The sequence below is a fragment of the Pseudomonas sp. GW821-FHT07B01 genome, assembly GCF_059419065.1.
The window spans coordinates 45,003-63,589 of the sequence record NZ_JBWKRA010000008.1 but is presented as its reverse complement, the minus strand read 5'-3'; the positions used below and the strand labels follow the sequence as shown (position 1 = coordinate 63,589).

19 protein-coding genes are annotated in these 18,587 nt (G+C 60.5%); 6 read left to right on the top strand and 13 right to left on the bottom strand.

Features of this window, described 5'->3' with window-relative positions; all coding sequences use genetic code 11:
* Positions 1-14: 14 nt before the first annotated feature.
* Both AC07S6_RS11230 and katB read right to left on the bottom strand, forming a co-directional pair.
* Positions 15-554: an ankyrin repeat domain-containing protein gene (locus AC07S6_RS11230; RefSeq protein WP_495112303.1), complete on the bottom strand. Its 540-nt coding sequence runs from the start codon at positions 552-554 to the stop codon at positions 15-17.
* 57 nt (positions 555-611) lie between these two features.
* Positions 612-2,153 carry a catalase KatB gene (gene katB / locus AC07S6_RS11225; protein WP_495112302.1) on the bottom strand — a complete coding sequence of 514 codons (1,542 nt, stop codon included), beginning with the start codon at positions 2,151-2,153 and terminating at the stop codon, positions 612-614.
* A 287-nt stretch (positions 2,154-2,440) separates the two neighbouring features.
* Here katB and mscL point away from each other — a divergent pair, with 287 nt between their 5' ends.
* Positions 2,441-2,857, top strand: a complete 417-nt coding sequence (mscL, locus tag AC07S6_RS11220; RefSeq protein ID WP_014720019.1) for a large-conductance mechanosensitive channel protein MscL — start codon at positions 2,441-2,443, stop codon at positions 2,855-2,857.
* Between the two features lie 41 nt (positions 2,858-2,898).
* On the opposite strand, the gene AC07S6_RS11215 is transcribed toward mscL, so the two are convergent.
* Positions 2,899-3,675 (bottom strand): ferredoxin--NADP reductase, encoded by a 777-nt coding sequence (locus tag AC07S6_RS11215; RefSeq protein ID WP_019818025.1) that lies wholly within the window; start codon positions 3,673-3,675, stop codon positions 2,899-2,901.
* Positions 3,676-4,110: 435 nt separating this feature from the next.
* Between AC07S6_RS11215 and AC07S6_RS11210 the strand changes: the two genes are divergently transcribed.
* Together AC07S6_RS11210 and AC07S6_RS11205 are read left to right on the top strand one after the other, a co-directional pair.
* Entirely contained in the window at positions 4,111-4,821 is a 711-nt protein-coding gene (locus AC07S6_RS11210; RefSeq protein ID WP_038451576.1) for a helix-turn-helix transcriptional regulator, read from the top strand.
* A 138-nt stretch (positions 4,822-4,959) separates the two neighbouring features.
* Positions 4,960-6,084: a methyltransferase gene (locus AC07S6_RS11205; protein WP_495112301.1), complete on the top strand. Its 1,125-nt coding sequence runs from the start codon at positions 4,960-4,962 to the stop codon at positions 6,082-6,084.
* 49 nt (positions 6,085-6,133) lie between these two features.
* Here AC07S6_RS11205 and AC07S6_RS11200 read toward each other — a convergent pair whose 3' ends face one another.
* Genes AC07S6_RS11200 through AC07S6_RS11190 form a run of 3 tightly spaced genes read right to left on the bottom strand, consistent with a single transcriptional unit; the run spans position 6,134 to position 8,759 of the window.
* On the bottom strand, positions 6,134-6,298 hold the full coding sequence (locus AC07S6_RS11200; RefSeq protein ID WP_197882966.1) for a DUF2474 domain-containing protein: 165 nt from the start codon (positions 6,296-6,298) through the stop codon (positions 6,134-6,136).
* Positions 6,299-6,310: 12 nt separating this feature from the next.
* On the bottom strand, positions 6,311-7,318 hold the full coding sequence (gene cydB, locus AC07S6_RS11195; protein WP_034126946.1) for a cytochrome d ubiquinol oxidase subunit II: 1,008 nt from the start codon (positions 7,316-7,318) through the stop codon (positions 6,311-6,313).
* Between the two features lies 1 nt (position 7,319).
* Positions 7,320-8,759, bottom strand: a complete 1,440-nt coding sequence (locus AC07S6_RS11190) for a cytochrome ubiquinol oxidase subunit I (RefSeq protein WP_019818027.1) — start codon at positions 8,757-8,759, stop codon at positions 7,320-7,322.
* Between the two features lie 316 nt (positions 8,760-9,075).
* On the opposite strand from AC07S6_RS11190, the gene AC07S6_RS11185 reads away from it, so the two are divergent.
* Positions 9,076-10,314: an MFS transporter gene (locus AC07S6_RS11185; RefSeq protein WP_133634565.1), complete on the top strand. Its 1,239-nt coding sequence runs from the start codon at positions 9,076-9,078 to the stop codon at positions 10,312-10,314.
* 135 nt (positions 10,315-10,449) lie between these two features.
* Here AC07S6_RS11185 and AC07S6_RS11180 read toward each other — a convergent pair whose 3' ends face one another.
* The 4 genes from AC07S6_RS11180 to AC07S6_RS11165 all read right to left on the bottom strand — a co-directional run bounded on the left by AC07S6_RS11180 (position 10,450) and on the right by AC07S6_RS11165 (position 14,683).
* Positions 10,450-12,633 carry a xanthine dehydrogenase family protein molybdopterin-binding subunit gene (locus AC07S6_RS11180; protein ID WP_495112300.1) on the bottom strand — a complete coding sequence of 728 codons (2,184 nt, stop codon included), beginning with the start codon at positions 12,631-12,633 and terminating at the stop codon, positions 10,450-10,452.
* Positions 12,630-13,619 (bottom strand): FAD binding domain-containing protein, encoded by a 990-nt coding sequence (locus AC07S6_RS11175; protein ID WP_102666357.1) that lies wholly within the window; start codon positions 13,617-13,619, stop codon positions 12,630-12,632. Before AC07S6_RS11175 ends, AC07S6_RS11180 begins: the two co-directional genes overlap by 4 nt.
* Complete coding sequence (locus AC07S6_RS11170; RefSeq protein ID WP_495112299.1) at positions 13,616-14,140, bottom strand: (2Fe-2S)-binding protein; 525 nt, start codon at positions 14,138-14,140, stop codon at positions 13,616-13,618. The genes AC07S6_RS11175 and AC07S6_RS11170 overlap by 4 nt, the downstream gene beginning before the upstream one ends.
* Positions 14,141-14,236: 96 nt before the next feature.
* Positions 14,237-14,683 (bottom strand): DUF4879 domain-containing protein, encoded by a 447-nt coding sequence (locus AC07S6_RS11165; protein ID WP_495112298.1) that lies wholly within the window; start codon positions 14,681-14,683, stop codon positions 14,237-14,239.
* Between the two features lie 188 nt (positions 14,684-14,871).
* Here AC07S6_RS11165 and AC07S6_RS11160 point away from each other — a divergent pair, with 188 nt between their 5' ends.
* Both AC07S6_RS11160 and trmA read left to right on the top strand, forming a co-directional pair.
* A complete protein-coding gene (locus AC07S6_RS11160) occupies positions 14,872-16,167 on the top strand; it encodes an NCS2 family permease (protein WP_003194342.1) in 1,296 nt (431 codons plus the stop codon).
* Positions 16,164-17,243, top strand: a complete 1,080-nt coding sequence (gene trmA, locus AC07S6_RS11155; RefSeq protein WP_495112297.1) for a tRNA (uridine(54)-C5)-methyltransferase TrmA — start codon at positions 16,164-16,166, stop codon at positions 17,241-17,243. Before AC07S6_RS11160 ends, trmA begins: the two co-directional genes overlap by 4 nt.
* 113 nt (positions 17,244-17,356) lie before the next feature.
* On the opposite strand, the gene AC07S6_RS11150 is transcribed toward trmA, so the two are convergent.
* The 3 genes from AC07S6_RS11150 to AC07S6_RS11140 all read right to left on the bottom strand — a co-directional run bounded on the left by AC07S6_RS11150 (position 17,357) and on the right by AC07S6_RS11140 (position 18,558).
* Positions 17,357-17,821: a DUF2442 domain-containing protein gene (locus tag AC07S6_RS11150; RefSeq protein WP_197883757.1), complete on the bottom strand. Its 465-nt coding sequence runs from the start codon at positions 17,819-17,821 to the stop codon at positions 17,357-17,359.
* On the bottom strand, positions 17,818-18,246 hold the full coding sequence (locus AC07S6_RS11145) for a DUF4160 domain-containing protein (protein WP_019818036.1): 429 nt from the start codon (positions 18,244-18,246) through the stop codon (positions 17,818-17,820). Before AC07S6_RS11145 ends, AC07S6_RS11150 begins: the two co-directional genes overlap by 4 nt.
* A 180-nt stretch (positions 18,247-18,426) precedes the next feature.
* On the bottom strand, positions 18,427-18,558 hold the full coding sequence (locus tag AC07S6_RS11140) for a hypothetical protein (protein WP_495112296.1): 132 nt from the start codon (positions 18,556-18,558) through the stop codon (positions 18,427-18,429).
* Positions 18,559-18,587: the final 29 nt, after the last annotated feature.

Here is an 18,587-nt window from a genome sequence, read left to right as displayed (position 1 = left end):
ACCGCGATGATAGCTCAGCGCGACGCTGGGGTCCGGATTTCGCCCTTGGCTAAACGTGAAGCACTGTTACCCACGGGGTCCTCGGCGTTCAGGTCTGCGCCTTTGGCTTGCAGCGCACCCAACAATTCGACGCGCTTGAACAACCCGGCGTACATGGCAGCGGTCTGCCCTGCGCCGTTGCGCTGGTCGGGGTTGCAGTCGGTGGCCAACAGGCGCTGGGCGATTTTCAGCTCACCTTTGAAGATGGCGCCCATCAACGCTGTGTTACCGCGTTTATCCTGCACGCAGGCGTCGGCGCCGGCATCGAGCAGACGCTCCACATACGGGCCCTGGCCGTGATAAGCAGCCAGGATCAACGCGGTGTAGCCCTTGTCATCCTGGGCATTGAGGCCGTAGCCGGACTCAATGAAGGTGTTGAGCATGTCGAGGTCGCCACGACGAGCGGCGTCTAAATAGTAGTCCTGCAACTGTGCCTTGAGCGCCACCGGGTCGGGGGACTCGGCTTGGGCAGCGAAGGCCAGCATGGCCATCAGTAAACCGATAGTGATGCGCATAGGGTGTTCTCCTGCCAAAGGTCGACGCCCGTGCAGGCGCCGACCATAACCAACGAATCAGTCAGTCAGTTTTTCCGCCAGCGCCTTTACGCGAGCCAGGTCGCCCTTGGCGACCTTGGCCACGCCGGTGCCGTACTCGGGATCGGCCTTGTAGAGGAACGACAGGATGATGTGCTTGCTCTCGTCATCGGTGGTGGCCAATGAGCCGCCGAAGTTGTTGATCAGGTCTTCGCGCTCTTTCTTGGTGTAGGAACGGTACAGGTCACCGGCCTGCTTGAAGTTCTGCTCACGCTGGATCTTGGCCTGCTGGGTGCTGCCCGACAGCGGCGCCTGGCTGTAGCGTGCGGCTTGCGGCTCTTCCCGCGGCAACAGGCGGCTTGGCTGGTAATTCACACCGGTGGTGGTCTTGCCAAAGTTCATCGCGCCATCCTGGTTGCCGTTGTTGACGGTGACCCGTGGAGCGTTGATCGGCAACTGCAGGGCGTTCGCGCCCAGGCGGTACATCTGCGTATCGGCGTAGGAGAAAACCCGCCCCTGCAGCAAGCGGTCTTCCGACGGCTCGATACCCGGTACCAGGTTGGCCGGGGCCATCGCGACTTGCTCGGTTTCCTGGAACACATTGGCCGGGTTGCGGTTCAGCACCATTTGCCCGACTTTGCGCTCGGGCACATTCGGCCAGATCTTGGTGGCATCCAGTGGGTCGAAATCAAACTTGGCCAGGTCTTCAGGCTTGAGCACCTGCACATACAGGTCCCACTTAGGGAAGTCGCCTTTGTTGATGTGCGTGACCAGATCATTGGTCATATGGCTGTAATCACGCCCTTGCACCTCGGTAACTTGCTTGGGATCAAGATTCTTGATGCCCTGCAGGCTCTTCCAATGGAACTTGACGTAGTGCACTTCACCTTTAGTGTTAATCAACTTGTAGGCATGTACGCCATTACCGTCCATTTCGCGGTAACTGGCTGGGGTGCCGGAGTCCGAGTACAACTCGGTCAGTGTACGAGTGGACTCTGGAACATGGGAGAAGAAGTCGAAACGGCGCGAGTCATCGTCCAGGTTAGTGCGCGGGTCCGGTTTAAAGGCATGGACCATGTCCGGGAACTTGATGGCATCGCGAATAAAGAACGTGGGGAAGTTATTACCGACCAGGTCCCAGTTACCTTCGGCGGTATAGAACTTGGTGGCGAAGCCCCGTGGGTCCCGCAGGGTTTCCGGGGAGTGGTTGCCATGCACCACCGCCGAGAAGCGCACGAACACCGGCGTGGTTTCACCGGGGGCGAACACTTTGGCCTTGGTCAGGTCGCTGAGGTTGTCGGTCACGGTGAAGGTGCCATGGGCGCCCGTGCCGCGCGCGTGCACCACGCGCTCCGGGATGCGTTCGCGGTCGAAGCGCTGCAGCTTCTGGATCAGTTGCACATCCTGCAGCAACACCGGGCCATTTGCGCCGGCGGTCTGGGAGTTCTGGTTATCACCGACGTTGGCCCCGTTATCGCGGGTCAGGTTGGCGGCTTGCACAGAGAGGGAAAGCAGGCTGGCGGTCACCAGTGCCAGCGCGTGGCGCGCCGACACGGGCCTGCGGCTGATTGGAGTATTCATCGAGGTTTCCTCTGGTTTTTTTAATGCACATTCAGTTGTGCTTGCCAGAGGCTAGTGACCTGCGAGTCAGAAGATAAATAGAAAAACACCACAGACCCGATTAAGAAAAAAATCTGGTAACCCGCTGAAATAGCAGCTAATTCGCGCGCGATTGATGGCACTTTGCAAACTATTTGCGATTTGATGTGTCGATAAAAACCGACAGTGTTAACAGTTGTGTCGAGCAAGCGCTGTTCGACTGAATTACACTGACCTCCACCCTCCTCAACTGTAACAAGGAATAACCTATGGGCGTGATCAGTGAGTTCAAGGCCTTCGCGGTCAAAGGTAATGTGGTCGACATGGCCGTCGGTATCATCATCGGTGCTGCCTTCGGCAAGATTGTTTCCTCATTTGTAGGCGACGTGATAATGCCTCCCATCGGCCTGCTGATCGGTGGCGTGGACTTTGCCGATCTGGCCGTCACGCTCAAGGCAGCACAAGGTGATGTACCCGCTGTTGTCCTGGCCTACGGCAAGTTCATCCAGAGCATCATCGACTTTATAATCGTCGCGTTTGCAATCTTCATGGGCGTGAAGGCGATCAACCGTCTGAAGCGCGAAGAGGCCGTGGCCCCAAGCTTGCCGCCGACGCCGAGCAAGGAAGAAGTGCTGCTGGGCGAGATCCGCGATCTGCTCAAGGCACAGAACAACAAGCCGCTTTAACCGGCGGATGCAAAAAAGGCGCCTCGCAAGGCGCCTTTTTTCTACCAATAATTTTCTACCGCCACCTGGCCAGGCCGTCGGCTCAGGCTCAGTTGCATGTCCCGCTGCTTGAGCAACTGGCGCGTGTCATCCACCATCTGCGGGTTGCCGCAAATCAGTACGCGCGAATCCTGCGCCGTCAGCTCCACGCCGGCGGCCCGCTCCAATTCGCCATTTTCGATCAAGGCTGTAATACGCCCATTCAACGCGCCCGGATGCTGCTCGCGGGTGACGATGGGAATGTAGGTGAGCTTGTGGGCGTACTCGGCCAGGTACTCGCGCTCACCCAGTGTGTCGATCAGCGACTGGTAGGCCAGTTCCTTGGCTTCCCGGGCGCTGTACACCAGGATGATGCGCTCGAATTTTTCCCAGACTTCGAAGTCCTGCAGGATCGACAGGAACGGCGCGACGCCCGTACCGGTTCCCAGCAACCACAGGTCGCGCCCGTCGACAAAGCGGTTGAGGGTCAGAAAACCCGTAGCCTGGCGCTCTACCAGCAAGGTATCGCCCACCTTCAGGCGGCTCAGTTCACTGGTGAACTCACCACCGGGGACCACGATGGAAAAGAAATCCAGATGCTCGTCAAACGGCGAAGACACGATGGAATAGGCACGCCAGACGGTGCTGCCATCCGCCTTGGTAACGCCCAGGCGCACGAACTGGCCGGCGGTAAAACGAAAACCGGCATCGCGGGTGGTGCGCAGGGTGAACAGGCTGGGGGTCAGCGATTGCACATCGAGCAGGGTCTGGCGGGTAAATTTCTCAGCACTGGCCGTCATGGGGGGCTCCGTTTTGCACAGGCCTTTAGTGTCCCTCAAAACAGACCGCGCAAACACCGATGATTGGTACTGGCTTTGCAATCGCTCAAAGCACACTCAGTTGGGCTGCACGTTTTTTGCCCATCACGGGGTCAACCATGCACTCCACTCCGGAACTAACTATTTGGCTATTAACGTGCCCCGAATACCTCACTAGAAGCAACGGCACTTACAGCGACATCATTTTGATACCACCTTCAAAACATTGAAAAAAAAGCCCCTGCCAAGCGCTCCTATACAAAACTTCGAGTCTTGTACAAAACCGGCGAACTAAACGAGCCCTGTAGATAAAATTTTTTTAAACTCAATTGTAGGACTTACCCTACACTTCTTTTCGAGTTGCATTGGGAGATCAGGACGTACCCAGGTTACACAGACACCTATGGAGAGTCACCGATGGTCAATTGGCATAATACCCGGCTACCCAAGCTGGACGGCGAGAGTGAAATCACCAGTGTGTTTGAGATGGTGATAAACCACACCTATGAACTAGGCTTCGAATATTGCTCCTTTACCATGAGCACCCAATCACAATGCCCCCCTACAAAACCAATTTTATTCAATAACTATCCAAATGAATGGCTCAGTATTTATAAAAAAGCACACTTCTTCGATGTAGACCCCGTTGTAACCCACTGTAAAACTTCGGTACTGCCCATTCTCTGGGAGCAAAAAACCTTTGCTGACGCCCCCCAGCTGTGGGAGTTGGCCCAGGCATGCGGAGTGCATTTCGGCTGGACCCAACCCGTGCATGATTTCCAAGGGGTGTTCAGCATGCTGACCCTGGTTCGCAGCAAGGGCAAGGTCACCCCTGCAGAGCTCTACGAAAAAACCGCCCAGGTGTTGTGGCTTTGCCATGTGATGCATGCGGTGGTCGCGCGCAAGTACGCCAACGCACCCGAGATCAAAGCGCCCAGCAAATTGACTGCCCGGGAAACAGAAATACTCAAGTGGTCCGCGATGGGCAAGACCGCCTCCGAGATTGCCGCGATTCTTTGCCTGTCCGAGCGCACCGTGGGCTTTCATATCAGCAGTACCTTCAAGAAGCTGGGCGTGCATAACAAGATCCAGGCGGTGCTGCGTGCCGCTAAAGCCGGGCTGTTTTAGCCCACGCAAAACACCGCATGTCATCGCGTTGAAAAAAACGTAATATTTACGGCCAATTCTGAGTGTTGAGGGTGCGCTTCGCGTGGCCCCCGCCGTTCACTCAGACGGTCCGTCGATTACCCAGAGCCTTGCCCCGCCATGCCCCTGCTTGACAGCCCTTTCGCCCAGCTCGACCTGATTCGTCAGCCAGAGCAACACAATGATCCGCTGCAAGCCTTCGATGCCGCCGACGAATACCTGCTCAGCCACCTCGCCGCGCAACAGCCCACTGCCGCCACCCGCGTGCTGATCCTCAATGACAGCTTCGGCGCCCTGGCGGCCAGCCTTCAGGGCCAGGTACAGGTAACCTCCAGCGGCGATTCGTTCCTCGCCGCCCAGGGCCTGGAAAAAAACCTGGTGCGCAACGGCAAGCCCTTCGATGCCGTGCCCTTCATACCGGCTAGCCAGCTCGCGACCGGGCCGTTCGATCGCGTGTTGATCCGCGTGCCGAAAACCCTGGCGTTGCTGGAAGAACAACTGATCCGCCTGCAAGGGCAACTGGCGCCCGGCGCCGAGGTGATCGCAGGTGCGATGGTCAAGCATTTGCCCCGGGCCGCAGGTGAATTGCTGGAACGTTACATCGGGCCCATGCACGCCTCATTGGCGGTCAAAAAGGCACGGTTGCTGATCGCCAGCGTCGAGCAGCGCCCTGCCGCGGTCTCGCCCTACCCGACCAGCTATACCTTGGATGCGCCGGACATCGAACTGCGTAACCACGCCAACGTGTTTTGCCGCGAAGGCCTGGACATCGGCACCCGTGCCTTCCTGCCGCATCTGCCAAAAAACCTGGGCAGCGCCCGCGTGGCGGACCTGGGCTGCGGCAACGGCGTACTGGCGATTGCCAGCGCCCTGCAAAACCCCGACGCGCACTACACCTTGGTGGATGAGTCATACATGGCAGTGCAATCGGCCGCCGAAAACTGGCAAGCCGCCTTGGGTGAACGGGACGTCAGCGTACGTGCCGACGATGGCCTGGCCGGCCAGGAGGCGCAATCGCTGGACGTGGTGCTGTGCAACCCGCCGTTCCACCAACAACAAGTGGTCGGTGACTTCCTCGCCTGGCGTATGTTCCAGCAGGCACGCGAAGCACTGGTGGTCGGTGGCGCCTTGTACATCGTCGGGAATCGTCACCTGGGCTACCACAGCAAGCTGGCGCGGCTGTTCCGTGGTGTCGAGCAAGTAGCGGCCACGCCCAAGTTCGTGATCCTCAAGGCGCGTAAATAAAAAAGCCCTGCTTTTCGATCAAGAAAAGCAGGGCTTTTTCGTAGGAGCATCAGTGCGTGCTCAGGCCTGCCGCATTCATGAACATGCGCATCAGGCTGGCCACCACGAACAGGGCCACCACACTCCCGGTCCAGATCATCGCCAGCCACCCCAGGCGCCGCCACAGCGGCTGCTTCTCGGCCTGTTCAATTTCGTGCAACGAAGGTTTTGACATGTTTCAACCCTCCTAGTGATAACCGTCTTCGTGGGTGACCTTGCCGCGGAACACGTAGTAGCTCCAGAAGGTGTAGCCCAGAATGAACGGGATAATGAATAGCGTGCCCACCAGCATGAAGCCCTGGCTTTGCGGCGGCGCGGCGGCATCCCAGATCGACACGGACGGCGGGATGATGTTCGGCCACAGGCTGATCCCCAAGCCACTGTAGCCGAGGAAAATCAGCACCAGCGTCAACAGGAACGGCGTGTAGTGCGCATTACGTGCAACAGCGCGGATCAGCCCGTACATGGTGACCAGCACCAGGATCGGCACCGGCAGGAACCAGAACAGGTTCGGCAAGGTGAACCAGCGCGACGCGATTTCCGGGTGGGTCAGCGGCGTCCAGATGCTGACGATGCCGATCACCGCCAACACCACAAACGCCAAAGGCCGCGCCAGGTTGTGCATCTGTTCCTGCAACTTGCCTTCGGTCTTCATGATCAGCCAGGTGCAGCCGAGCAAGGCATACGCCACGATCAGCGCCACGCCGCAGAACATCGTGAAGGGTGTGAGCCAGTCCAGTGAGCCGCCGGCGAACTGGCGATCCACCACCGGAATACCGTCGATAAAGGCGCCCAACGCCACCCCCTGGAAGAAAGTCGCCGCCAGCGAGCCGCCAATAAACGCCTTGTCCCACAGGTGACGCTTGTGGTCCTTGGCCTTGAAGCGGAACTCAAAGGCCACGCCGCGAAAGATCAGGCCGATCAGCATCAGGATCAGCGGCAGGTACAGCGCCGACAACACCACCGAATAGGCCAGCGGGAACGCGCCGAACAACGCCGCGCCCCCGAGTACCAGCCAGGTTTCGTTGCCGTCCCATACGGGCGCCACGGTGTTCATCATTACGTCACGGTCGACTTTGCCCGGAACAAACGGGAAAAGAATGCCGATCCCCAGGTCGAAGCCGTCCATGACCACGTACATCATAATGCCGAAGATGATGATCACGGCCCAGATCAGCGGAAGATCAATACCCATCTCAATTCCCCTTGTGCTGGATGTGGTCGTGGTCGTTATCACTGCCATCGTCGGCAGCAGACAACGGACGCGCGGGGGTGCGTTTCTGGCCGGGGCCACCGTGGGCGGGCTCGGTACTGTCGTGGGTCACGGGGCCTTTGCGCACCAGGCGCATCATGTAGCCCAGGCCCGCTCCGAACAGCGCGAAGTACACCACCACGAACAACACCAGGGTAATGGTCATCTGCGTCAGGCTATGCCCGGAGGAGGCATCCGCCGTGCGCATCAACCCGTAGACCACCCAGGGCTGGCGGCCGATTTCGGTGGTGAACCAACCGGCAAGAATCGCAATCAGCCCAGACGGGCCCATCCACAGCGCCAGGTACAGGAACGGTTTGGACGTGTACATCTTGTCGCCCCGGCGCAGCCACAGGCTGAACAGACCGGTGAAGATCATCAGGAACCCCAGGCCGACCATGACCCGGAACGACCAGAACACAACGGTGGAGTTGGGGCGGTCTTCAGGTGGGAACTCCTTGAGCGCCGGCACTTGCTTGTCGAGGGAGTGAGTCAGGATCAGGCTGCCCAGGTATGGAATCTCGACCGCGTATTTGGTTTTCTCGGCTTGCATGTCCGGCCAGCCGAACAGGATCAGCGGCGTGGGCTCGTTGCCGATATTTTCCCAGTGGCCTTCAATCGCGGCGATCTTGGCCGGCTGATGCTTGAGGGTATTGAGGCCGTGGAAGTCGCCGATCACCGCCTGGATGGGCGCAACGATCAGGGCCATCCACATCGCCATCGAGAGCATTTTGCGGATCGCCGGGTTGTCCTTGCCGCGCAGTAAATGCCAGGCGGCCGACGAGCCGACGAAGAAGGCCGTGGCCACGAACGCCGCCGTGGCCATGTGCATAAGGCGGTAGGGGAACGACGGGTTGAAGATCACCGCCAGCCAGTCGGTCGGTATCACGCGGCCATCGATGATTTCAAAGCCCTGGGGCGTCTGCATCCAGCTGTTGGAGGCGAGAATCCAGAACGTGGAGATCAACGTACCCACGGCCACCATCACCGTGGCGAAGAAGTGCAGCTTGCGCCCCACCTTGTTCCAGCCGAACAACATCACGCCCAGGAAACCGGCCTCGAGGAAGAAGGCCGTGAGCACTTCGTACGTCAGCAATGGCCCGGTGACGGCACCGGCGAAGTCCGAGAAGCGGCTCCAGTTGGTACCGAACTGGTAGGCCATGACCAGGCCCGATACCACGCCCATGCCGAAGTTGACGGCAAAGATCTTCGACCAGAAATGGTAGAGGTCACGGTAGGTGTCGTTGTGGGTCTTGAGCCACAAGCCCTCCAGCACCGCAAGGTAACTGGCCAGGCCGATGGTGATCGCCGGGAACAGGATGTGGAACGAGATGGTGAACGCGAATTGAATTCGGGCGAGATCTAGCGCCTCCAAACCGAACATAAGTCTTCCTCTGTCAGGTAATACCGGCTGCTGGCTGGGAGCCTGCACCCACTGCCCCCACGGATATGGAGTGTGGCGAATTTCAATTCGTTTCTTTTATTACCCATCGCGTGGGGAATCTGGCCTTTCGACCGCCAGAACAATCCCGGGGCAGGTTTTGATCTGGATCAAGCATCGTTGAAAGAGTAGTCCCATTTTTGCTGTAGGACTGTGTGGTCTTTTGCCGCGTGACAGCTTGCCTCAGCTCAGTTCTTGCAACTATTTGTTACAGCTTGATGCTAATCTCGCCATTCTCCCGTTGCCGACCTGATTGCCGATGCCCAGTGAACCTGCGTTGCTGTTACGTCACCACCGCCCTTTCATCGCGTTCTGGCTGGCGCGGATCTTTACCGCCAGCGGCTTCCAGATGCTCACCGTGGCGATCGGCTGGAACCTCTACCAACTGACCGGCAACGTCTTGGACCTGGGCCTGGTCGGCCTGGTGGAATTCGTGCCGCGCGTGCTGTTCATGCTGCACACCGGGCACGTGGCTGACCGCTATGAACGCCGCAGGGTCGCTGCCATCTGCCAGACCTTGCAGGCACTGATTGCCTTGTCCCTGGCCATCGGCGGCCTGACCGGCAACGTGACCCGCGAGATGATCTTTATCCTCGCCTTCCTGCTCGGCGCCGCGCGATCGTTTGAAATGCCCACCACCCAGGCGCTCTTGCCCAGCATCGTGCCCAGCGCGCTGTTCCCCCGCGCTGTGGCCGCCTCGCAATCGGCCCAGCAACTGGCGACCATCGTCGCACCGGCCTTGGGCGGCCTGCTTTATGCGTTTGGCAGTGTGTGGGTGTACGGCCCCACCGTGGCGCTGTACCTGATCGCCTGCGTGCTGACCCTTAACCTGCCCGCACGCCAGACCCCGCTGAACAAAGCCAAGGCCACCATGGACTCGCTGCTGGCCGGCATACGCTTTATCCGCAGCCGCCCGGACATTCTGGGCGCCATCTCCCTGGACCTGTTTGCCGTGCTGCTGGGCGGCGCCACAGCGCTGTTACCGGTGTTCGCCAAGGACATCCTGCTGACCGGTGCCTGGGGCCTGGGCCTGCTGCGGTCGGCCCCGGCCGTGGGCGCATTGCTGATGTCACTGTGGCTGGCGCGCTTTTCGGTGGACCGCCAGGTGGGCCGCGTGATGTTCACCGCCGTCGGTGTGTTCGGGGTGGCAACCATTGCCTTCGGCCTGTCGACTTCGTTCTGGTTTTCACTGGCGGTGCTGGTGGTACTGGGCGCGGCAGACATGATCAGCATGGTGATCCGTGCGTCGTTCGTGCAGTTGGAAACGCCAGATGAAATGCGCGGGCGGGTGAGTGCGGTCAATGGCCTGTTTATCGGTGCGTCCAATCAATTGGGCGAATTCGAATCCGGGATTACCGCCCACTGGTTTGGCACCGTGCCTGCGGTGGTGATGGGCGGGGTTGGCACGCTGGTGGTGACCGGGGTGTGGATCAAGCTGTTCCCGACCCTGGCCAACCGGGATCGCATGCATGTGCCGGTGGAAGAAACCAAGCCATAGGCTTCACCGCCATACCCTGTGGGAGCCGGGCTTGCCCGCATAGCGGTGTATCAGGCAACTTTCTGGTGGCTGATACACCGCTATCGCAGGCAAGCCAGCTCCCACACTGGAACTTCATTGGTCTGACGGTTTGGGCTATAGCACCTTATCCAAGGTAATCGGAAACTCCCGAACCCGCCTGCCGGTGGCATGGTAAACCGCATTCGCCACCGCCGCCGCCACCCCGACAATGCCGATTTCCCCCACGCCCTTGGACCCGAGCGCATTGACGATCTCGTCGTGCTCTTCGACAAACAGCACGTCAATCTCGCCAATATCGGCGTTCACCGGGATGTGGTACTCGGCCAGGCTATGGTTCATGTAACGCCCCAGCTCATGGTCGACCTGGGTCTCTTCATGCAGCGCCATGCCAATGCCCCACACCACGCCGCCAAGGATCTGGCTGCGGGCCATCTTGGGGTTGACCACGCGTCCGGCGGCAATGGCGCTGACCACACGGCTGACCTTGATGGTGCCCAGGTCTTCGTCGACCCGCACCTCGACAAACACCGCCGAGTGGGTCGCGCAGGCATAGCCCTGGCGTTTCTTGTCCGGCTCGCTGTCAACCTGTGCTTGCAGCACCTCTTCACCGCTGTCCTTGACCAGTTGCGCCAACGACACACTCACATCACCGGCATGCAGTTGGCCCTCTTCGAACCGCACGGCTTCGGCGTCCTTGAACACCGGGTAGGTCTGCCGGGCGACCTGCAACAACTTGGCATTCAGCGCTTCACAGGCTTGCTGCACCGCCGTACCCACCGAGGACACGGTAAACGAGCCGCCCTGCAACGGCGCGGTGGGCAACGACGAATCGCCCAGCACAAAACGCACGTCGGCCATGGCCACGCCGCTGGCCTGGGAGGCGATCTGGGTCATCACCGTGTAGGTGCCAGTGCCAATGTCGGTGGTGGCGCTACTGACGGTGAGCTTGCCCTCGGCGTCGAGGCGCGCCTTGGCGCTGGCTTTCATCTGCATGGCCTCCCACACGCCGCCGGCCATGCCCCAGCCAATCAGTTGGCGGCCGTCACGCATGCTGCGCGGTTCCGGGTTGCGCTGGTGCCAGCCGAAGCGTTCAGCGCCCTCGCTGTAGCACTCGCGCAGGGCCTTGCTCGACCAGGGCTTGCCTTCGTTCTGGTTACGTTCGGCGTAGTTGATCAGGCGCAATTGCACCGGGTCGATGGCCAGGGCACACGCCAGTTCGTCCATGGCGCACTCCAGGCCGAGCACGCCTAGTGCGGCGCCGGGGGCACGCATGTCCAGCGGGGTAAACACATCCAACGGCGCCAACTTGTACGTCAGTTGCACGTTGTCGCAGTGGTAGAGCATGCCGCTCCACTCCACCACGTGCTCGCTGAAATCCTCAAAGCGCGACGTCTGGCCAATCGCGGTATGCCCCAACGCCAGCAAGCGCCCATTGGCGGCGGCGCCCATCTGCAAACGCTGCAAGGTGCGCGGACGATAGCCGAAGGTGAACATCTGCTGGCGCGTCAGGGTGACCCGCACTGAACGCTTGAGCGCCATGGCCGCCATCACCGCGAGCGGCAACTGGTATTGCGGGCGCAGGCCCGAACCGAAGGCACCGCCGACGAAAGCAGCGAAGATGCGCACCTGGCGCTTGTCCAGGCCGAAGACTTTTTGCACATAGGCCTGGCAGTTCTGCGGGCCCTGGGTCTTGTCGTGGATATGCAGAGTGCCGTCGGACTGATACAGCACGGTGCTGGCGTGGGGTTCCATCGGGTTGTGATGCTCGATGGGCGTGCTGTAGTGCAGGTCCAGACTGATTGCGGCACCGGCCCATTCAGCCTCGAAGTTGCCTCGCGGTTTAGGTGGGGTCTGGGGCGACGGGTGCGCCGTCGCTTGCTGGGTGAGCAGGTCGGTTTCGAAGGTTTCGGGCACGTAGTCGATCTGCACCAGCGAGCCGGCATGCCGCGCCAGTTCGAGGTTATCGGCAATCACCAGGGCCAGGGGCTGGCCACTGTAGAGTACGCGGTCGTTATACAGCGGGCGAAAAGGCGAGCCATCGGCCGCATCGGCATCGGCGAACGCCTCGTCATAGCTGGCGATTTTCGGCCGATTGAGGTGATGGATCACGTCCACCACACCCGGCAACGCCAACGCCTTGGACGCATCGATGCGCAGCACCCGGCCTTTGGCGATCGTGCTCGACACTACGCTGCCATGCAGCAGGCAGTCCTCGGGAAATTCACCGGCGTAGCGCGCTTGGCCGGTGACCTTGAGCAGACCGTCGACACGGTCCAGGGGTTTGCCGATGGCGCTCATGGCTGTTCTCCTGCGACGGCGGCGTCGCTCAGGGCACGAATGATTGCGCGTCGCGCCAGCTTGACCTTGAAGCCGTTGTGTTCCAACGGTTCGGCGTCTTGCAGCAGGGCGTCGGCGGCGGCGCTGAAGGTTTCGCGGCTGACCGTGCGGCCGATCAGCAAGGCTTCCACTGCGCGGTCACGCCAGGGTTTATGCGCCACACCGCCGAGGGCCAGGCGGGCGTCGATGATTTCATCGCCGTCCAGTTCCAAGGCGGCGGCCACCGAAACCAGGGCAAAGGCATAGGAGGCACGGTCACGGATTTTCAGGTAATGGCTGTGGCGGGCCAGGTGATCGGCGGGCAGCTCAATGGCCGTGATCAGCTCATCGTCGGCCAATTGGTTGTCACGTTGCGGCGCATCGCCTGGCAAGCGATGGAAGTCGGCGAACTCGATCACCCGCGCACCGCCACGTCCCTCTACATGCACCCGCGCCGCAAGCGCCGCCAGGGCCACGCACATGTCCGATGGATGGGTGGCCACGCACTGTTCACTGGCGCCGAGGATCGCATGGATACGGTTCAAACCGTCGCGCGCCGGGCAGCCGCTGCCGGGCTGGCGCTTGTTGCACGGCACCGCGGCGTCGTAGAAGTAATAGCAACGGGTGCGCTGCAACAGATTGCCGCCGGTACTGGCCATGTTGCGTAACTGCGGGGACGCCCCGGCGAGGATAGCCTGGGACAGCAACGGGTAACGCTGCTCAATGAGTGGGTGCCAGGCCAGGTCTGCGTTGCTCACCAGCGCACCGATACGCAGGCCACCCTCGGCGGTCTCTTGAATGTCATGCAGCGGCAAGCCGGTGATGTCGATCAGGTGCTCGGGATGGCTGATGTTTTCCTTCATAAGGTCCAGCAGGTTGGTGCCACCGGCGATAAAGCGCGAGGCGGCGCTGCTCATCTGAACGGCCTGCTGCACATCGGTCGGCCTGCTGTAGTGGAAGGGGTTCATGACTCACCTCCCTGGCCGCGACAGGCCGGTAGCGCGTCTTCGATGGCATCGCGGATGTTGTTGTAGGCGCCGCAGCGGCACAGGTTGCCGCTCATCAATTCCTGTATCTGCGCACGGTCGTGGGCGCGGGCTTCATTGGCCAGGCCCACGGCAGAACAGATCTGGCCGGGGGTGCAATAGCCGCACTGGAAAGCGTCGTGCTGGATAAAGGCCTGTTGCATGGGGTGCAGTTGGTCGCCGTCGGCCAGGCCTTCGATGGTGGTCAATTCGGCACCGTCGCACATCACGGCCAGGGTCAGGCAGGCATTCACGCGTTTGCCGTCACGCAACACGGTGCAGGCGCCGCACTGGCCGTGGTCGCAGCCTTTTTTGCTGCCCACCAGGTCCAACTGTTCACGCAGCAAGTCCAGCAAGGTGGTCCAGGGCAACACGTTCAGTTGGCGATCCTGGCCGTTGAGTGTCAGGCGTATCGGGTGGGCGACGAACGGCTGGGCCGCCGCGCCATTAGGGGTAGCGCTCATAAACACCTCACGGGTTGGTGTACGTCCGCGGCGTTCAGGAAAGTCGCCGTCTTAGGGGTACGACTTCCTGGGGTTTTGAGCGTTCAAGATGATTGATCAGCGGATATTGAGCTGGGCTTTCAGGGTGTTTTGCGGTGGGTTGATCGAGGTATTGGTGAATTCGAACCAGCCCTGGGCCTGGACGTTCAGGTCGAACACATAGATGTAGCCCATCAAGGTGCCCACGCCGTTGCACGCCTCACTGATGTTGCCGACCTGGCACACCGCTGTGCGTTGCCCATTCAACTCTGCGCCGTTAAAGCGGCCCATGGGGCTGTTGCCCAGGCCGACTTCCATCACCGAGACCTGGGTGGGCCCGCGGTGCTCGCACATCTGGGTGGTGTTGACCCGCTCCGGGATCGCTTCGCTGCAGTCGGCCGATTCCACCTTGAACACCCGCACCTCGCTCAAGGCCGGTGCAGACGCGCCCCATGCCGGTGCCGCGCCCAGCCACAGGCTGATACTGGCGATCAGAGCTAGACTCCACGGGTTGGCTTTTTTCATGCTGTCGATGACCGGCTGTTGAACGTCGGCGCAGTATGCCTCAAGCCCATGCGCCACACAGCCTCGGCTGCTGGTATGATGCGCCGCTTTTTCCGATCCTCTCTGAAACCACAAGCGTTTGGCGCAGTTTGTGCTTTGACTTAGAGGTCAACAAATCACGACGCACACTAGCGTCACAGGGAGCCGGCATGCTGGAAAAGCTGTTTCAACTCAAAGCCCACAACACCAATGTGCGCACCGAGATTCTCGCGGGGATCACCACCTTCCTGGCCATGGCCTACATCCTGTTCGTGAACCCGAGCATCCTCGGCGAGACCGGCATGGACAAGGGCGCGGTGTTTGTCGCCACCTGCCTGGCGGCGGCCATCGGTTCGACCGTGATGGGCCTGATCGCCAACTACCCGATTGCCCTGGCACCGGGCATGGGCCTCAACGCCTTCTTCACCTACACCGTGGTCCTGCACATGGGCCACACCTGGCAGGTGGCGCTGGGCGCGGTATTCATTTCGGCGGTGCTGTTTTTCCTGCTGTCGATCTTCCGCATTCGTGAGTGGATCATCAACGCCATCCCCCTGCCCCTGCGCTCGGCGATTGCCGCCGGCATCGGCCTGTTCCTGGCGCTGATCGCCCTGCATAACGCCGGTATCGTGGTGAGCAACCCGGCCACCATGGTTGGCCTGGGCGACCTGAAACAACCGGCGCCGATCCTGGCCACCCTGGGTTTCGTGCTGATCGTCGCGCTGGAAGCCCTGGCCGTACGCGGCGCAGTGCTGATCGGCATCCTGGCGGTGACCGTCGCCTCCATCGTCCTGGGCTTCACGCCGTTCATCGGTGTGACCTCGGTACCGCCGTCCCTGGCGCCGACCTTCCTGCAGCTGGATATCAAGGGCGCGCTGGACATCGGCCTGGTCAGCGTGATCTTCGCCTTCCTGTTCGTTGACCTGTTCGACAACTCCGGCACCCTGATCGGCGTGGCCAAGCGCGCCGGCCTGATGGGTAAGGACGGCCATATGCCGAAAATGGGCCGCGCGCTGATTGCCGACAGCACCGCCGCCATGGCCGGCTCCCTGCTGGGCACCTCGACCACCACCAGCTACATCGAATCGGCTGCAGGCGTGAGCGCCGGTGGCCGGACCGGCTTGACCGCCATCGTGGTCGCGATTCTGTTTTTGCTGGCGCTGTTCTTCTCGCCATTGGCCGCCAGCGTGCCGGCCTATGCCACCGCGCCAGCCTTGCTGTTTGTGGCGGTGCTGATGAGCCAAGGCCTGGCCGAAATCGACTGGGACGACATTACGGTGGCAGCGCCGGTGGTGATCACCGCCCTGGCGATGCCCTTCACTTACTCCATCGCCAACGGCATCGCCTTCGGTTTCATCGCCTGGACCGCTATCAAGCTGCTTTCGGGCCGCTACCGTGAGCTGAACCCGGCACTGGTGATCCTGTCGATCCTGTTTGTGATCAAGCTGGGCTGGTTCAACGCATGACTTTCGACGCCGCAAGTTACACCGTTCAACTGCAAGACAAGGTCACGCGCCTGCGTGACCTGCTCGCACCGTTCGACGCGCCCGAGCCGCAGGTCTTCGACTCGCCGCTGCAGCACTTCCGCCTGCGCGCGGAGTTCCGCCTGTGGCGCGAAGGCGGCGAGCGCCACTACGCGATGTTCTCCCAGGAGGACAAGCGCACGCCGATCCTCATCGAAGAGTTCCCCATCGCCAGCCAGCGCATCAACCAGTTGATGCCGCAACTCAAGGCCGCCTGGCAAGCCAGCGCCGCCCTGAGCCACAAGCTGTTCCAGGTGGAGTTCCTCACCACCCTGGCCGGCGACGCGATGATCACCCTGTGTTATCACCGCCCGCTGGATGAACATTGGCACACCGCCGCGAACAAATTGGCCGCTGAGCTGAATGTGAGCATCATCGGCCGTTCCAAGGGCAAGCGCGATGTGATCGGCCATGACTACGTGGTGGAGAAACTCGACGTCGGTGGGCGCACCTTCAGCTACCGCCAACCCGAAGGCGCGTTCACCCAGCCCAACGGCACGGTGAACCAGAAGATGCTCAACTGGGCCTACGAAGCGCTGGGCGATCGCCCGGACGATTTGTTGGAGCTGTACTGCGGCAACGGCAACTTCACCCTGCCGCTGGCGACCCGCGTGCGCAAGGTGCTGGCCACCGAGATCAGCAAGACCTCGGTGAATGCGGCCCTGAGCAACCTGGATGAAAATGGCGTGGATAACGTCACCCTGGTGCGCCTCTCCGCCGAAGAACTCACCCAAGCCCTGAACGAAGTGCGCCCGTTCCGCCGCCTGCACGGCATCGACCTGAAAAGCTACGCGTTCGGTAGCGTCTTCGTCGACCCGCCCCGCGCTGGCATGGACCCGGACACCTGCGAGCTGACCCGGCGCTTCGACAACATCCTGTACATCTCCTGCAACCCGGAGACGCTGGCGGCGAATATCGCGCAACTGCACGACACGCACCGGATCACCCAGTGTGCAATGTTTGACCAGTTCCCGTGGACGCACCATATGGAGTCGGGTGTGTTGCTGACCCGCCGATAAACCTGCGAGGTAGGAGCGAGCTTGCTCGCGAAAAACGTCAACGATAACGCGTGCTTCCTGGATAAACGCGGTGCCTGTGAGTTTTTCGCGAGCAAGCTCGCTCCTACAGTTATTCAAGTGTCTGTTGTCTCTGGGGGCTGCGGTACTTCCTTGCGTGGCCGGCCCCCCTTCTTGCCATTGGCCCGGGCCGCTGCGGTCTTGGCCGCGCTGCTTTTGCGACCATTGCGCGATGCCACCAGGCTGGTTGCCAGGTCCATCAGCGGCTGGCTTGTAGCGATCAACCCTGTGATCGAAACATCCAGGTCCTGCGCTTCACAGCTAATCGCCTTGCCACCGAAAGTCACTTCCAACTGCTGGAAATCCTTCGCTGAAAACCCTTCGAACTCCGGCAGGCCAGCCACCGGCAACACCACGCGGCTGCCATCGGAGAAGCCAATGGAGAGGCAGTCGTGTTCATAACGCACATTGCTGGCGTTGGCGTACAGGCGTTTCAACCTGCGTCCTCGGGCGATTGCCTTGTCAACGTCGGCTTCAGTGAGAGGTACATAAGGTGTGACTTTGGCTTTTATGATTTTCATAAATTAATCCCCACGCAATCTGGCGCTCTTACCAGATTCAAAATAGTCCGTTGCGCTACGACATCGTGCCTGGCGCTGGCGATGACATAGACGCCGTGTCGAATGACCAATCCTGGAACCAACTCACCAGCGTCCCAATTCCAGGAATGATTCTCCAGGCAAACCGTCTGCAGTTTTTCCCACCAGATCCTGCGTGCCCGCGCCAAGTAGTGCCGCTGCATGATCGCCACGCGTATCTCCTTCAGAAGTGCTGTGGGTGGCCGCCTCCGTTCAGGCTCTACATCCCACAACTCAACTTCCCCATCCAGGAAACTGAAACGAAACCGCGCATCCCATCCCTTGCCCCTGACATGCACATGGGGCGGGCAATGCTCATCCCTGATAAACACCGAAATGACATAGCCTTTGTAAGCACCTACTCTCATCGTAACCCATCCGTTAGGTTATTTTCCGTCAGGTAACAATTTCCCTCTGCCACCCGACAACCGGCTCCTATTCCCGAAGCTGTTTCACAGATTAGTAAGCACAAAAAACCCGGCGAATGCCGGGTTGTAACCAGGGATGCCAACGACTGGAACGACCCGGCCAATGCTCGAAAGTCCTCGTCATTCAGCAACCTCGCGCAATACTTCAACCGAATGCACATCAGCCGGTGATCCAGCAATTGCATTGATTAAGCGTTCGATCACCGAACAGATCCGCAGCCATCCATTGACCAAATTAACCAACCAGTACATTTTGACTCCACAACCAATAAGAACTGTGG

Bases quoted from the DNA above. Each gene is read 5' to 3' on its own strand.
- AC07S6_RS11145 (WP_019818036.1), bottom strand. From the start codon at position 18,246: ATGAGAGTAGGTGCTTACAAAGGCTATGTCATTTCGGTGTTTATCAGG.
- AC07S6_RS11210 (WP_038451576.1), top strand. From the start codon at position 4,111: ATGGTCAATTGGCATAATACCCGGCTACCCAAGCTGGACGGCGAGAGT.
- AC07S6_RS11215 (WP_019818025.1), bottom strand. From the start codon at position 3,675: ATGACGGCCAGTGCTGAGAAATTTACCCGCCAGACCCTGCTCGATGTG.
- katB (WP_495112302.1), bottom strand. From the start codon at position 2,153: ATGAATACTCCAATCAGCCGCAGGCCCGTGTCGGCGCGCCACGCGCTG.
- AC07S6_RS11185 (WP_133634565.1), top strand. From the start codon at position 9,076: ATGCCCAGTGAACCTGCGTTGCTGTTACGTCACCACCGCCCTTTCATC.
- AC07S6_RS11205 (WP_495112301.1), top strand. From the start codon at position 4,960: ATGCCCCTGCTTGACAGCCCTTTCGCCCAGCTCGACCTGATTCGTCAG.
- AC07S6_RS11165 (WP_495112298.1), bottom strand. From the start codon at position 14,683: ATGAAAAAAGCCAACCCGTGGAGTCTAGCTCTGATCGCCAGTATCAGC.
- trmA (WP_495112297.1), top strand. From the start codon at position 16,164: ATGACTTTCGACGCCGCAAGTTACACCGTTCAACTGCAAGACAAGGTC.
- AC07S6_RS11200 (WP_197882966.1), bottom strand. From the start codon at position 6,298: ATGTCAAAACCTTCGTTGCACGAAATTGAACAGGCCGAGAAGCAGCCG.
- mscL (WP_014720019.1), top strand. From the start codon at position 2,441: ATGGGCGTGATCAGTGAGTTCAAGGCCTTCGCGGTCAAAGGTAATGTG.
- AC07S6_RS11170 (WP_495112299.1), bottom strand. From the start codon at position 14,140: ATGAGCGCTACCCCTAATGGCGCGGCGGCCCAGCCGTTCGTCGCCCAC.
- AC07S6_RS11140 (WP_495112296.1), bottom strand. From the start codon at position 18,558: ATGTACTGGTTGGTTAATTTGGTCAATGGATGGCTGCGGATCTGTTCG.
- AC07S6_RS11230 (WP_495112303.1), bottom strand. From the start codon at position 554: ATGCGCATCACTATCGGTTTACTGATGGCCATGCTGGCCTTCGCTGCC.
- AC07S6_RS11175 (WP_102666357.1), bottom strand. From the start codon at position 13,619: ATGAACCCCTTCCACTACAGCAGGCCGACCGATGTGCAGCAGGCCGTT.
- AC07S6_RS11180 (WP_495112300.1), bottom strand. From the start codon at position 12,633: ATGAGCGCCATCGGCAAACCCCTGGACCGTGTCGACGGTCTGCTCAAG.
- AC07S6_RS11160 (WP_003194342.1), top strand. From the start codon at position 14,872: ATGCTGGAAAAGCTGTTTCAACTCAAAGCCCACAACACCAATGTGCGC.
- AC07S6_RS11150 (WP_197883757.1), bottom strand. From the start codon at position 17,821: ATGAAAATCATAAAAGCCAAAGTCACACCTTATGTACCTCTCACTGAA.
- AC07S6_RS11190 (WP_019818027.1), bottom strand. From the start codon at position 8,759: ATGTTCGGTTTGGAGGCGCTAGATCTCGCCCGAATTCAATTCGCGTTC.
- cydB (WP_034126946.1), bottom strand. From the start codon at position 7,318: ATGGGTATTGATCTTCCGCTGATCTGGGCCGTGATCATCATCTTCGGC.